This window comes from Leptospira limi, assembly GCF_026151395.1.
GTDB lineage: Bacteria > Spirochaetota > Leptospiria > Leptospirales > Leptospiraceae > Leptospira_A > Leptospira_A limi.
Genome location: NZ_JAMQPV010000004.1, coordinates 79,810 through 92,868 on the forward strand (window position 1 = coordinate 79,810; position 13,059 = coordinate 92,868).

Annotated in this window: 17 protein-coding genes; 10 read left to right on the forward strand and 7 right to left on the reverse strand. The window is 39.0% G+C overall.

What is annotated here, in order from left to right:
* Positions 1-972, reverse strand: a complete 972-nt coding sequence (locus ND812_RS17010; RefSeq protein WP_265376545.1) for an amino acid--tRNA ligase-related protein — start codon at positions 970-972, stop codon at positions 1-3.
* A gap of 12 nt (positions 973-984) precedes the next feature.
* On the opposite strand from ND812_RS17010, the gene ND812_RS17015 reads away from it, so the two are divergent.
* Complete coding sequence (locus tag ND812_RS17015) at positions 985-1,344, forward strand: hypothetical protein (RefSeq protein WP_265376546.1); 360 nt, start codon at positions 985-987, stop codon at positions 1,342-1,344.
* On the opposite strand, the gene ND812_RS17020 is transcribed toward ND812_RS17015, so the two are convergent.
* Positions 1,313-1,729 (reverse strand): DUF4279 domain-containing protein, encoded by a 417-nt coding sequence (locus tag ND812_RS17020; RefSeq protein ID WP_265359638.1) that lies wholly within the window; start codon positions 1,727-1,729, stop codon positions 1,313-1,315. The two genes, ND812_RS17015 and ND812_RS17020, sit on opposite strands and share 32 nt — an antisense overlap.
* A gap of 58 nt (positions 1,730-1,787) precedes the next feature.
* Here ND812_RS17020 and ND812_RS17025 point away from each other — a divergent pair, with 58 nt between their 5' ends.
* From ND812_RS17025 to ND812_RS17065, 9 genes are all read left to right on the forward strand, one after another.
* Positions 1,788-2,513: a response regulator transcription factor gene (locus ND812_RS17025; protein ID WP_012476707.1), complete on the forward strand. Its 726-nt coding sequence runs from the start codon at positions 1,788-1,790 to the stop codon at positions 2,511-2,513.
* An 8-nt stretch (positions 2,514-2,521) separates the two neighbouring features.
* On the forward strand, positions 2,522-2,806 hold the full coding sequence (locus tag ND812_RS17030; protein ID WP_100720452.1) for a DUF883 family protein: 285 nt from the start codon (positions 2,522-2,524) through the stop codon (positions 2,804-2,806).
* On the forward strand, positions 2,807-3,139 hold the full coding sequence (locus ND812_RS17035) for an LBF_4227 family protein (protein WP_265376547.1): 333 nt from the start codon (positions 2,807-2,809) through the stop codon (positions 3,137-3,139).
* A 5-nt stretch (positions 3,140-3,144) separates the two neighbouring features.
* Positions 3,145-3,390, forward strand: coding sequence for a hypothetical protein (locus tag ND812_RS17040; RefSeq protein WP_265359636.1), 246 nt, complete (start codon positions 3,145-3,147; stop codon positions 3,388-3,390).
* Between the two features lie 46 nt (positions 3,391-3,436).
* On the forward strand, positions 3,437-3,766 hold the full coding sequence (cutA, locus tag ND812_RS17045; RefSeq protein WP_265376548.1) for a divalent-cation tolerance protein CutA: 330 nt from the start codon (positions 3,437-3,439) through the stop codon (positions 3,764-3,766).
* Positions 3,767-4,025: 259 nt separating this feature from the next.
* Positions 4,026-4,349, forward strand: a complete 324-nt coding sequence (locus tag ND812_RS17050) for an ArsR/SmtB family transcription factor (protein WP_135652622.1) — start codon at positions 4,026-4,028, stop codon at positions 4,347-4,349.
* A 30-nt stretch (positions 4,350-4,379) separates the two neighbouring features.
* Positions 4,380-4,841: an SRPBCC family protein gene (locus ND812_RS17055; RefSeq protein ID WP_265376549.1), complete on the forward strand. Its 462-nt coding sequence runs from the start codon at positions 4,380-4,382 to the stop codon at positions 4,839-4,841.
* 31 nt (positions 4,842-4,872) lie between these two features.
* On the forward strand, positions 4,873-5,475 hold the full coding sequence (locus ND812_RS17060) for a YdeI/OmpD-associated family protein (protein ID WP_265376550.1): 603 nt from the start codon (positions 4,873-4,875) through the stop codon (positions 5,473-5,475).
* A 97-nt stretch (positions 5,476-5,572) separates the two neighbouring features.
* A complete protein-coding gene (locus ND812_RS17065; RefSeq protein ID WP_265376551.1) occupies positions 5,573-5,950 on the forward strand; it encodes a DoxX family protein in 378 nt (125 codons plus the stop codon).
* Positions 5,951-6,018: 68 nt separating this feature from the next.
* On the opposite strand, the gene pnuC is transcribed toward ND812_RS17065, so the two are convergent.
* From pnuC to ND812_RS17090, 5 genes are read right to left on the reverse strand one after another with little or no spacing between them, the layout of a single operon-like run.
* Positions 6,019-6,687, reverse strand: coding sequence for a nicotinamide riboside transporter PnuC (pnuC, locus tag ND812_RS17070; protein WP_265376552.1), 669 nt, complete (start codon positions 6,685-6,687; stop codon positions 6,019-6,021).
* 15 nt (positions 6,688-6,702) lie between these two features.
* Positions 6,703-8,853, reverse strand: a complete 2,151-nt coding sequence (locus tag ND812_RS17075) for a hypothetical protein (RefSeq protein ID WP_265376553.1) — start codon at positions 8,851-8,853, stop codon at positions 6,703-6,705.
* 51 nt (positions 8,854-8,904) lie between these two features.
* Entirely contained in the window at positions 8,905-9,582 is a 678-nt protein-coding gene (locus ND812_RS17080; protein WP_265376554.1) for a class I SAM-dependent methyltransferase, read from the reverse strand.
* Positions 9,582-10,736, reverse strand: a complete 1,155-nt coding sequence (locus ND812_RS17085) for a hypothetical protein (RefSeq protein WP_265376555.1) — start codon at positions 10,734-10,736, stop codon at positions 9,582-9,584. Before ND812_RS17085 ends, ND812_RS17080 begins: the two co-directional genes overlap by 1 nt.
* A 53-nt stretch (positions 10,737-10,789) precedes the next feature.
* The gene (locus ND812_RS17090; protein ID WP_265376556.1) at positions 10,790-13,045 is read right to left on the reverse strand and encodes an aconitate hydratase; all 2,256 of its coding nucleotides are present in this window, start codon (positions 13,043-13,045) and stop codon (positions 10,790-10,792) included.
* Positions 13,046-13,059 lie beyond the last annotated feature (14 nt).

Here is a 13,059-nt window from a genome sequence, read left to right on the forward strand (position 1 = left end):
TTACAATTCCATCCAATACGGGCTCACTTCCGCGAGTCCGTTTTTCCCCAAAAGTTTTAACATGAGTCTGTCCATCCCAATGGAAATCCCCGAACAATTGGGAAATCCATTCCCCAATGCCTGTAAAAAATCCTCATCCATTGGAAATACTTCTTTCCCCAATTTGGCACGTAACGCTTGTTCGTCTGCAAATCGTTTTCGTTGTTCGTTTGGGTCATTCAATTCATAAAAAGCATTAGCAAGTTCGAGTCCGTCCCAATAAATTTCAAATCGTTTGGCAACTCCCTTCTCAATTCTAGCAAGAGCGGCACATTCCGGAGGGTAATCATACAAAAAGACAATCCCTTCCCCCAATTTCGGTTCAATACAATTTAAAAATACCAAAAAGAACAAATCTTCATACTGCCAAGTTTGTAATTCCTCAAAGGAAGAAGAGGTTAACTTTTGTTTCATGATGGTTGAGATCAAATTTTCTCTTTCATATCCATGCCCAAGATGGTTGAGAAACACTGACTGTACTGATTCATGACGGATAAAACCTGGTTCGGATAGTTGGTTGTGGAGTTTTGGTATACCAACTGTAAAGATCAGTTCTCGTAAGAATTTATCGATAAAGTGCAGAAGCACTTCATCATCCATACCTTCTGCATAGAGTTCTAACATAAGAAACTCTTTTGTATGGTACGAACTTCCCACTTCCCCTGACCTGTAGGTATGGGCCAACTCGAAGATACGAGGTAGGCCTGTTGCCATCATTTGTTTTAGGCTGTACTCAGGAGAGGTGATGAGATACCCCTTTTCTTTTCCAGAGGGAGAACACACTTCAAAGGGATCCAAGTACGGTTCCATACCGACAATGGGTTTTAGAGTGGGTGTATCCACTTCCAAAAATTCATTCCGTGTCAAAATCTCTCTTACCGTTTGTAATACTTTGGAACGAAAAATGAGTGTCTCTTTTAGTAGAACGTGCAAACCTAACCTCCGATGGCAAAAAAAACAAAATACCTAAATGTAAGGGAAATCCAAAACGCCTATGAAATTGTCATCTCCTCCAAAGACGTACATGCGGAGATGGAAGAAGAATTGGACTCTGTGATGCATATGTTATTTTTCCAAACCAGATCCCATATCCAAATGGATCTGTCGAATTTGCCGTATTTACCCATCACCCTTCTCACCAAACTTTTGAATATGGCAAGAGACCTTCGATTGAAAAAACGAGTTTTGGTTTTGAATGGTCTCACCCTATCCAGTTACCATTACCTCAAACGGTTTGGCCTCATCCGGTTGGTATTCCCTAGTGAGTCCATCCTCAGGGAGTCCCACCGAGTTCCCAGGGGATAATTTCCAATTCGACTCCCATTTCACCTAACAAAAGCATCGTCCTTCTATCGAGGGTGACACCTTTGGTAAACTCAGAGGCAAACTCAACCGAGACGTAAATCGTAGAAGTAAAGTTTTCTGTGAACTCTTTCAGTTCTTTGCGAACGGGTCCCAGTGTTTTTAGAATGTCCCAAATATGATCTTGGGCAGAGAACTCAGGTCCTAACTTAGAATTGAGCTGCCAATGACTCGGAATTGTCATATTTTCGATGTCTTTTACATCCCCACCATGGTAATAGTCGGGAGTTAGGCCTAATTTTTCCGTCACTTCCAAGGGCCGTAGCCTTGTTCCTGTGATGGCAAACATTGCCCACGATTTTAGTTCTCTTTGTGTTCCCGATTCCATTTTTTACTTTTTTTTTCTACTACAAGAACCAAATTGAGAAAGAACTCAAGGGAAAAACATGAAAAATATTTTGGTAATTGAGGACGATCCGGACATCGGGAACCTAATCCGGAAATCTCTCGATTCAGCTCACTACACCACTTCCGTTTTTGAAAATGGCGAAGATGGATTGAAATTTTATAAATCCAATCATCCTGATTTAGTGATTCTTGACCTTTCACTTCCAGACATTGATGGTATGGAAATTTGCCGTAGCATTCGGAAATCAGACGAAAGTACTCCAATTTTTATCCTTTCTGCAAGAACGGAAGAAATTGATAGGATCATGGGACTCGAGTTAGGTGCTGATGATTACATCACAAAACCATTTTCCGTTCGGGAACTCAAAACTCGTGTAGACGTTTTTTTTAGACGTTGGGATAAAAAAATTGGAATCAAACCAAATGTAGGACAAGCGGGTGAGATCATTCGTGGTGCCTTAAAGATTGATTCCATTCGTCGTCGTGTTACGTTAAACGAAAACATCATCAACATCTCTCGTAAAGAATTTGACATTTTACAACTACTCGCTGGTTCACCAGGAAAAGTTTTTTCTCGTGAAATGATTTTGGAATCAGTTTGGGGAGTGGAATGGGATGGTTTTGAAAGGATGATTGATAGCCATATCAAACGCATTCGTTCCAAACTGGAAAAAAATTCCGCACAACCAGAATGGATTGAAACCATTTGGGGAATTGGATATCGTTTCACTGACAATTTTGAAAACATTGTTGTACCAGACTAACATACGTTATGGAAGAAGTGAAAAAAGAGAAGTCCCTCATCGACGAAATTAAGTTGTATGAGAAAAAAGCCAAGGAAATTGAACAAAGAGCCAAGGAGAAGTATATGGAACAAGTAAGTGACATCAAACAAAAGTTAGGGAAAGCAAGTGAAGAAGCATCCATTCGTGCCAAAGAGGTGATCGACAATGTGGGTTCCTATGTAAAAGAAAATCCACAAAAAGCAGCTGTGATTGGTTTTGGAGTTGGACTTGGTCTTGGACTTGCCCTTGGTTGGTTTTTTAAGAAGAAATAATTGAACGAAAAACACTCTAAACAACGCAAAAAAGGTGGTTTAAAAGCCACCTTCGAAGAATTCATCGCCAAACTTGTCTCTTATGTAGAAGTGATGGTGATCTATATACAAAAAAACGTACAGTTTTATGTGCAAAAATTTGTTAAAAAAACGGTTTGGGTATTCACTGCTCTCACACTCATCTTCCTTGGACTTGTGTACACTTCGTACGGCATTTTCCTAAGTATTCAAAAGTTTTTAGCTAGCGGAGATCCCATCCTTGCGAGTTTCGGAACTGGAATTGGATTTTTAGTTTTTGCAATCCTCTTTTTATCTTTTGTTTTCCGTAAATAATTTGTATGGTATTTAACCCCTTCCAAGACCACAACCGTTACCTCGACAAAGACCCAAAAGACATGACTTTGTCCGAATTACGCATGTTACTCAAGATCAAACGAATGGACTTAACACTTGGTTGGATTGAATTGGAAGGCAAAGTTAAATTCTGGCAACGAGTGGTTCGTTCCCTTCGTGAATCGGGCGTTTTAGACAAAGCCAAAGAAGGAATCCAAAGTTATTTGCAAAAGGACTCACCAAAAGAATAAGGATTTGCCCTTCCATATCCGATCCTAGTACCAACAGTAGGACAACATGGCATCGGAAGAAATTTTAGTATTTACCACAATAGGCGACCGCGACATGGCGGAAGAACAAATCTCTGAAATGTTAGAAGAAGGGATCATTGTATCAGGGACCATATTCCCTGAAGTCGAACTGGTTTACCTTTGGGAAGGCAAAATCACAGTTGATACGGAAAACAAAATTTTACTCAAAGCAAAAGCTGATAAGTATGATGCGATCGAAGCGTATATCATGAAACACCATCCCTACATAGCACCCGAAATCATTCGGCTGGATGTGAGTTTTGGTAGCCCCGCCTACAAAGCGTTTGTTGCCGACAAAATCAAAAAGAATAGCTAACAAAAAAGTCCACATGCTTTTTCTTTTTTGTGGGCGCCTCGAATTCAATTTTCTCACAATCAACTTTACGCAAAAATCGACCGGGCCACTCTGGGGTCCGCGTTCGCTCCCGTCCTAGTCGGCGTTTCGCCTCCTAGGACCAAGCCCACCGTGTCCCTGGCGCAGGGATAGAACGTATTTTCTAAATTTAGCATTGGGAACAGGTAAAAATTGTGTTGCCAAATGACTACATATCATTTATTAGTCAAATGGCTACACAATGGATTTACGAAGAGATGTTTTTCAGGCAATTGCAGATCCCACTAGGCGGGCCATCCTCCTCCTTGTGGCCACCCAGTCGATGACAGCGGGAGCGATTGCTTCCCAATTTGATTCCAAACGACCCACCATATCCAAACACCTACTCATCTTAACCGAATGTGATTTGTTACAGAGGGAACCCATTGGCCGTGAAATGTACTACCACCTAAACCCACATAAAATGAAAGAAATTGCCCATTTCATCGAACCATTCCGTAAACTCTGGGACGACAGGTTTAATAAACTGGAATCTGTGATGAAACAATATAAACCGAAGGCATAATACAAATCGTTTGCGAATAAGGAATTTGGAATGGAACTCAAAACAAAGGTGATCGCAGAAGACGGCAAACAAGAGATAATGATCGAACGTGAGTTTGATTTACCATCCTCTCTTGTGTTTAAGGCGCATACAGAACCAGAGCTCATCGAACAATGGATGGGAAACAAGGTAATCCAATTTGAAAAACGAAACCACGGGAGTTATGTATTTGAAACAAAATCCCCTGAAGGGCATTTACTCTTTCGAGCAAATGGAGTGTTACTGAACCTCGTGGAGGACCAAAGTTTTGTGAGAACCTTCGAAATGGAAAACACTGGTTTCCCTATCCAACTTGAATTTTTTACCTTCCAAAAGATTTCCGAAAACAAATCCAAACTCAGAATGCAAATTATATTTCAATCGGTGGATCAAAGAGACAATCTACTGAAGATGCCATTTGCCCAAGGGATCAATATGGCCCACAACCGATTGCAAACAATCACAAAACAGTGAATGAAATAAATCATAACATAGGTTAAACGATATGGAACCAAAACAAAAAAAAAGTAACACCAAAAACCCAAACTCTTTTTTTGATGGGGTAAAATCTTGGAAAAAAGAATTCCAAATCCTACGTTCCATTGCACTCAAAAGCAAACTAGTTGAGGAAATTAAATGGGGGCAACCTTGTTACACATGGAATGGTCAAAATGTATTTTTATTACATGGATTCAAAGAATATGTTGCGATTTTATTTTTCAAAGGATCTTTATTAAAAGACCCAAAAAAAATTCTCATCCAACAAACAAAAAACGTACAAGCTGCGAGACAGATGCGTTTCCAGTCAGCAGAAGAGATTACCAAATCTAAAACCACGATTCAGGCATTTATGATAGATGCAATCGAGTTGGAAAAAACTGGGAAAAAACCAATCTTGAAAAAAACTTCTGAGTTTGAAGTTCCAGAAGAGTTTTTAAGAATATTGGAACAAAATCCAAAATTACAGAGCGCATTCCAAGAGTTAACTCCCGGTAGGCAAAGAGGGTATCTACTCTTCTTTAATTCTGCAAAACGAAAAGAAACAAGAGAAGAAAGAATCATAAAACATATACCTAATATCTTGAATGGGAAGGGATTAAACGATTAAAGGGATACGAATAGAATCATTGATAAGTCTGGTATAGTTTAGGAATACCGAAACCATCAAAATTGAGGAATGAATTTTTTAATTTAGGAGAACATTTATGTCAGAGAAAACAAACAAAATTCTGTATTGGTTCTTTACCCTTTGGTTATCACTGGGTATGGTTTCCACAGCCTTCGTCCAACTCATGAAACTTCCTGAAGAAGTGGAAAAGATAAACCAATTGGGATACCCAACCTACTTTCTCACTCTTTTAGGTGTTTGGAAATTACTAGGTGTCATCGCTGTACTGGTTCCAAAATTTTTATTACTGAAAGAATGGGCGTACGCAGGGTTTTTCTTTGCGATGTCTGGGGCGGCAATTTCTCACATCAGTTGTGGGCATCCCATAACAGAAGTTTTACCATCTTTGTTACTATTAAGTTTAACTGTGATTTCATGGTACTTACGACCAGAAAATCGCAAAATCAAAGTCTAAACCAAAAGAATTCAAATCCACAAAACGATCAAACATTTGGATACAGTATCTGTTTGATCGTTTCCGAATCATATCAATATAGAAGTCGATTTTTGATTCTCCCGATACTCCTTGTACCAATGCCACGAACCATAAAAAGCAATGAGAAGGAAAATCACATATTCGATGGTCACAAATGGAATATTCTTTAGAGAATACAAAACAATACAAACAATATCCACTAACACCCATAAAAACCAAGATTCCAGTTTCCTTTGGGCTAAGAGTAAATTGGCAATGATACTTGTGACTGTTGTAAACGCATCCCAATACAAATAATCAGGTGGTTTGGCAAACAAACTCGGGAACCAAACTGGTAAGTGTTTTGTAAAAAAACCAAGGCCAAAGGTTCCCACGATCAAAAGGAAAATCACAAAAAGGTTTTTGTTTCTCCCGAGTGATACAATCTTCGTAAATTGTCCTGTTCGTTTCCTCCAAATGATCCAACCATAAATACTGGATCCAAAAAAATAAATTTGTAACAACATATCCGAATACAATTGGATTTGGAAAAATAAAAAGAAAAAACAAATCGAATTAAAAATTCCAATCGGCCATGTCAGGATATGATTCCTAGAAGCTAAGTACACACAAGCAAGGCCAGAAGTTGTGCCTAGAAATTCTATGAGGCTAATGGGATAACCAAAGACAGAAAAAAGAGGGAACTCAATCGAGAAGTCTAAAACAAAATCCGTCATTTACAAAGAAAAAATTCAATAACCATTTTCTTCAAATCCAAATAGTCGTATTTGACTCAAATTACCATCGCCTTTGGGAATGTCCTGACAATAGTAAGGATGTATTGAATATGCCTTTCTTAGAATGCCGTGACCTTGGTAAGCCCCCAGGTTGGGAGTGAATAAACAATCCTCATTCGATTCACATAAACCATTTTCGTTTCCTTTGGCATCGCCAATGATTTCTCGGGCATTTCTAAGGTGATAAATTCCACAAACATTGGAACCAAGGTATTTAGAACCTCTTACCAAATTCTGACAATCTGATTCGGAAGTTGCTACTCCTCCAACTGTATGTAACAAAGGGCGGGAAGAATCGGGACATACGTTCGTATTCTTAAAATACGTATCAGATTTTTTTAATGACCAATCAAAAATTCGACAATTACCTGAGCAAATTCCTTTCACATTATCTGTAAAAACGCCTAATGGGTCATAGTTTGTAAATGAACGATATGTATTTTGGAATTTTAAGTAACTAGTATTTCGTAAATATATGGGAACAAATCCTGCATTATCATTTGGATTTGCGATATCATCTTGGAAGATAAATCCAACAAAACTACTCTCATAAGGTATGTTGTTTGCAAAATTATAATCAGAAGTTCCCGCAGGTAATCCATTGACAAGAAAACCTATATTAGTTCCGCTTAAAATATTATTACTTAAATTATTTGAATAACGTATATTCCCCGTTAGGTATTGATTGTTAACTGATGAATTTTCAATTGCATAGTTGGAAGCTCCAAATATTCCAATATTTTCAAGGAGCATTTTAAAATCAGAACTACCAGAACTGAGCAAACCAATCCCTGAAACCATGTTTACCAATATTTGATTTGAAATGGTTAGACCTGAAATTTTTGCAGGTAATGTTTCAAAAACAGAAATTGTCGCATTGGTCGAACTATTGGCAGCTACCATATCTTTAAATACGTTACCACCGATATTCGAACTTGATGTAGAAATTGCAATACCCTCGTCAGTTGAAGAGTAAAGAACCGCATCTAAAAAACTATTGTTCCAAATATGATTATTGGTTCCGCCGGAAGCTAAACTGATACTACTGCCATCGATGTCTCCAGCTGTAATTGATGAAAACGTATTGTTCTGAATGAAACTTCCTACTGACATCCCGGCAGATGATAAACTAACAACATTTCCACTATTTTGTGTAGAAACTCGGATCGACTGGTATAATCCTTGTGAACCTTGCACGGAAAATGTGGCTCCACCGACAGTAGCCATTAAGTTAGGAGACCACATAAAACGATTGGTTTCAGTAATGGAAACAAGCGGGTTAACATTAGAGGGAGATCCAAATTCGCCTTCTAAATATTGGAATTTGCCACTAAACCGAAAGAATGGTGAAGTGGCCGCTATTGTCAAACTTACGTTTGATTTGAATAAGATTCCTGTTCGATCGGATACAATGTCTGCTGCACCTAACGAAGCCGAGGATTGGTCTAATAAATAAAGAGTCCCAACATTATTCAAAGTTCCACCAACAAGTGGATAGGAAAGAATTGAATTTGTCCAAGTATTTGCAAACTGTGTTTTGCCTACCAATTGGTTCGCATTAAAAACAGAAACTGAGAGACTGCCAAATCGGTAACTTCCGCCCTCCGCTACCACTAAGTCACCGAGATATTTTCCCGGTTTAATCGAGGTAGCAACAAATACCAACCCTCCCCCTTCTTTTTCAAAACAAGTAAACTGTAAGGTTCCGGTATTATCTTCTGCAAAATACCCATCACATGAAATAGAGTTAAAAATTCCTCCATTGGCCTCTATAGACAACATGAGCCCAGCATGTAAACAAGCACTGTAACCACCTAATTCAAGTCCTGTACAACTTGTATTACTTGCTGTAATTGCAGAGGATCCATCATTCTTTATGTAATCTAATAGCTGGTTTCGACCTGTATACAAAGGTTTAATTGGAGAAAGTTGTAAATCCACATTGATTCCGCAATGAGGAGATCTTAGATTTGAGACAATTTTGAAGAGTAATGTATCTAAAAAAGTACGAGACCTGCTATCACAAACATTTCCATACTCAACTGGTTGACAGCCAAAAGAGCAAATCAGTATAAAAAAAACTATGATTTGCCAATGCCATCTCATACGGCTCCAAGTATAGTAATTTGGCAATAAATTGCAAAAACTTTTTACCTACTAAATTCGGAAGAAATCCTCTTTAAAACCTTTTTCACCTAACCATTTACTTTGTAATAGATTGTAACCAACAATTTCGAAGTCTCTTGCAATCCACTTTCTATATTTTTGTTTTGTCCTGGAAAAAGCATAAGGGTCCACAAAGGACATTTCTTCTTTCATAACCGCATAATCCACATTTGTTGGTACAGTAAAATATAAATAATTACAATACTTTGCCATTTTTTCTAAAACGGAAGGAATTTGGTTATCAGGTAAGTATTGGATGACGGAATTACAGATCCCAAGCTCCACTGGTTCCTTTTCCAATTTTGGTAAAACGAATGACTCTAAAGATTCGTGGTAAATATGAAATTTATCTGATCGTTTGACCCAATCTTTTTTTTTCAAATCTTCATAAGCCTCTTTAGACGCATCCACCGCATACACCTTCACAGGTGAAAAGGTTTTTACCATCTCACGAAGTAAAATCCCCTTCCCGAATCCAAAGTCAGTAATTTTGTAAACTGGAATTTCCATAAGTTGGAAAAGAGACTTTAGATAGTCTGCATGTTGTTTCGCATTATAAGAGCCGTCTACATCCAGACCATTCCCATAAATTTCGGACCAGTATTCACTTCCAAATTCTTTTCCATTTTTACCAAGTCCTGTTTGTTTCTGTTTTAAAAAACCTTTCATTAGAATTGAACTCCTAAACTCTGCAGTTCTTTAATCATCTCTTTAATGTACTTGGGTTCTTTGGATAACAAATCCACTTCTTTTTGGTAAGCTTTTGTCACCAATTGGTTATCTTGTTTCACTCGTTTTAGATACACATCCAATGATTCTTTTGTGATTTTACTCGATGGGAAATCTGCCATGAGAGGATGGGAAAAAAACCTTTGTCGTATGGAATCCTCTAATTCTCGGATTTTAGATTTGATGATCCCAACAAATCGTTTGATGGATGTATCATGGAATGACACGTCTGTTTGTTGGTTTGGAATGAGTTCGTCTACTTGGAGTTTGATTTCTAAAATTTCAGCAATATTCATATTATCCCTGGCACCAGAAAGTTTGGTCATCAATTTGGCTTTTTTTTCACGTAAAATAGGGTCTTGTTCTTTGTCGGGGTGGATGAGTTTTGCTAAATTCTTGAACAAAGTATTGATGTCAGTACTTAACAACCGTTCTGCTTCTAATTGTTTTTTTTCTTTATCCAATTGTGCTTTGGATTTTTTTTTGTCTTTGTATCCAGACTTTGTTTTTCGAAAATACTCTGCTCTGTATTCTTCATATTTCTCGCGAAAGTCTCTGTACTTTTCTTCGTGAGATTCCCTTTCTTCATCGGAATCAAATTGAGTGCGATTAAAATCATCCAAATCAATCTCCATTCCAAAAGTTTGTTTGATCCTGGACTCCATTTGGTTTTTATAACGAATCCGTTCTAATTTTTCAAATTTGGTTTCTAACTGGTCTCGATATGGAGTATAAAATTCTGGGTCTTCTGTCAAATTATCGTTACACATATCGAGTAAATACCGACGTAAAAACTCTCTTTGCATTTTCCCAAAAGATAATTTTTCTTCCATTAAGATCGAACACATCAGTTCAAATCGTTCCCGTTCCAATTGTTTCTGTTTATTCAGTTCTGGCAAAACCACGTTTAAGTACGTTTGATTCACTAATTGGAATAAAGGTTCTATTTCTTTGGAACGTTCCAGAGTTTCTTTGTGTTTGCGAAGAGCGTCATTAAATTCTTTTTGTGCTTTTGTTTGGTTGGAAGATTCCCCTGTCCATACGATGGATTCGGAATTTGAATTTATGTTTTTTTTGGATTTGGGAGTTGGCATGAAAAGAAAGGACTTGCCAGAAATGACTCCGGCAAGTGTTTCATCGAGTTTTTTTACGCTTTCATCAAATTCAAAGCAGCACCTGCTTTGAACCATTCGATTTGTTGCGCATTGTAAGTATGGTTCACTTGGATCTCATCTTTTTTTCCATCTTTATGATTGAGAACCAAACTAAGTGGTTTTCCTTCTTGGAAAGAAGTGAGACCGATGATGTCGATCGAATCGTCTTCTTGGATTTTATCGTAATCATCTTTGTTGGCAAACGTAAGTGCAAGCATGCCTTGTTTTTTTAAGTTTGTTTCGTGGATCCGTGCAAACGATTTTACAAGTACTGCTCTTACACCTAGATGCCTTGGTTCCATCGCCGCGTGTTCGCGAGAAGAACCTTCCCCATAGTTTTCATCTCCAACGACAATCGACCCAATCCCTTGTGCTTTGTAAGCTCTTTGGGTTTGAGGTACTGGTTCGTAGTTTCCAGAAACTTGGTTTTTCACTTCATTGGTTTTACCATTGAAGAAGTTTGTCGCACCGATGAGGAGGTTATTGGAAATATTGTCCAAGTGACCACGGAATTTTAACCAAGGACCTGCCATCGAAATATGGTCTGTTGTACATTTTCCTTTGGCTTTGATGAGAAGTTTTAATCCTTTGAGGTCTGTTCCTTCCCAAGCTTTAAATGGAGCAAGGAGTTGGAGTCTAGTGGAACTTGGGTCTACAATCACTTGTACACCGGATCCATCTGCTGCCGGAGCTACATAACCTGCATCTTCCACCGCAAAACCTTTGCTCGGGAGTTCTTCTCCCGTAGGAGGATCGAGTTTTACTTTTTCCCCTTTTTCATTCACAAGGGTGTCAGTGAGTGGGTTAAAACCTAAGTCACCTGCAATGGCAAGTGCTGTTGTGATTTCTGGTGATGCCACAAAAGCATAAGTGTTTGGGTTTCCGTCTTGTCGTGCTTGGAAGTTTCGGTTGAAGGAGTGAACAATTGTGTTCTTTTCTTTTTTCTCTGCTCCCACACGTGACCACATCCCAATACAAGGTCCACAGGCATTCGAAAATACTTTTGCACCAATTTTGTGGAAAGTATCGATAAATCCATCGCGCGCAATCGTATACCTTACAAGTTCCGAACCAGGTGTGATGGTAAATTCTGCTTTGGTTTTGAGACCTTTTGAAGCCACTTGTTTGGCAAGGGAAGCCGCACGAGAGATGTCCTCATATGATGAGTTAGTACAAGATCCGATCAGACCCACTTCTACTTTGAGTGGCCATCCATTTTTCTCTGCCTCTTCTTTCATTTTGGAAATCGGAGTCGCAAGGTCTGGCGTAAAAGGACCATTCACATATGGCTCAAGTGTATTGAGATCAATTTCGATCACTTGGTCAAAGTACTTTGACGGGTCTGCATACACTTCAGGGTCAGCAGTTAAGTGTGCTTTGTATTTGTTGGCAAGATCAGCCACATCAGCTCTGTTAGTGGAACGAAGATAACGTTCCATAGAAGCATCATATCCAAATGTGGAAGTGGTCGCTCCAATTTCGGCACCCATGTTACAAATTGTACCTTTTCCTGTGCAAGAAAGAGCTTCCGCACCTGGACCAAAGTATTCTACGATCGCACCTGTTCCCCCTTTCACTGTGAGGATCCCGGCTACTTTTAAAATGACGTCTTTTGCAGAAGTCCAACCATTCAGTTTTCCTGTGAGTTTGACACCAATTGCTTTTGGCCATTTGAGCTCCCAAGGGAGTCCAGCCATCACATCACAAGCGTCAGCTCCACCAACACCGATTGCCACCATCCCAAGTCCACCAGCGTTCACTGTATGGGAGTCAGTTCCAATCATCATCCCACCAGGGAATGCATAGTTTTCTAAAACAACTTGGTGGATGATCCCAGCACCTGGTTTCCAAAACCCAATTCCGTATTTATTAGAAACGGAAGATAAAAAATCATAAACTTCTTTGTTTTCTGTAACAGCAATGCCAAGGTCTTTGCCCGATTCTTCTTTTGCTGTAATTAAGTGGTCACAGTGTACTGTGGAAGGCACTGCCACTTTTTTTCTACCTGCTTGCATAAATTGCAAAAGGGCCATCTGTGCTGTTGCATCTTGCATCGCCACTCGGTCTGGCGCAAAGTCAACATAATCCGCACCACGTCCAAAACTTTTGGAAGGGTTTCCATCCCAAAGGTGGTTGTATAAAATCTTCTCTGTGAGAGTGAGGGGTCGACCCACAATCTTCCTGGCTTGTGTGATGGCCGCTTCCATTTTGGAATAACGAGCCGCGATCATTTCTATATCAAATGCCATCTGAACCTCTTATA

Bases quoted from the DNA above. Each gene is read 5' to 3' on its own strand.
- ND812_RS17030 (WP_100720452.1), top strand. From the start codon at position 2,522: ATGGAAGAAGTGAAAAAAGAGAAGTCCCTCATCGACGAAATTAAGTTG.
- ND812_RS17025 (WP_012476707.1), top strand. From the start codon at position 1,788: ATGAAAAATATTTTGGTAATTGAGGACGATCCGGACATCGGGAACCTA.
- ND812_RS17090 (WP_265376556.1), bottom strand. From the start codon at position 13,045: ATGGCATTTGATATAGAAATGATCGCGGCTCGTTATTCCAAAATGGAA.
- ND812_RS17075 (WP_265376553.1), bottom strand. From the start codon at position 8,853: ATGAGATGGCATTGGCAAATCATAGTTTTTTTTATACTGATTTGCTCT.
- ND812_RS17085 (WP_265376555.1), bottom strand. From the start codon at position 10,736: ATGCCAACTCCCAAATCCAAAAAAAACATAAATTCAAATTCCGAATCC.
- ND812_RS17015 (WP_265376546.1), top strand. From the start codon at position 985: ATGGCAAAAAAAACAAAATACCTAAATGTAAGGGAAATCCAAAACGCC.
- ND812_RS17055 (WP_265376549.1), top strand. From the start codon at position 4,380: ATGGAACTCAAAACAAAGGTGATCGCAGAAGACGGCAAACAAGAGATA.
- ND812_RS17020 (WP_265359638.1), bottom strand. From the start codon at position 1,729: ATGGAATCGGGAACACAAAGAGAACTAAAATCGTGGGCAATGTTTGCC.
- pnuC (WP_265376552.1), bottom strand. From the start codon at position 6,687: ATGACGGATTTTGTTTTAGACTTCTCGATTGAGTTCCCTCTTTTTTCT.
- ND812_RS17065 (WP_265376551.1), top strand. From the start codon at position 5,573: ATGTCAGAGAAAACAAACAAAATTCTGTATTGGTTCTTTACCCTTTGG.
- ND812_RS17060 (WP_265376550.1), top strand. From the start codon at position 4,873: ATGGAACCAAAACAAAAAAAAAGTAACACCAAAAACCCAAACTCTTTT.
- ND812_RS17050 (WP_135652622.1), top strand. From the start codon at position 4,026: ATGGATTTACGAAGAGATGTTTTTCAGGCAATTGCAGATCCCACTAGG.
- cutA (WP_265376548.1), top strand. From the start codon at position 3,437: ATGGCATCGGAAGAAATTTTAGTATTTACCACAATAGGCGACCGCGAC.
- ND812_RS17080 (WP_265376554.1), bottom strand. From the start codon at position 9,582: ATGAAAGGTTTTTTAAAACAGAAACAAACAGGACTTGGTAAAAATGGA.
- ND812_RS17040 (WP_265359636.1), top strand. From the start codon at position 3,145: ATGGTATTTAACCCCTTCCAAGACCACAACCGTTACCTCGACAAAGAC.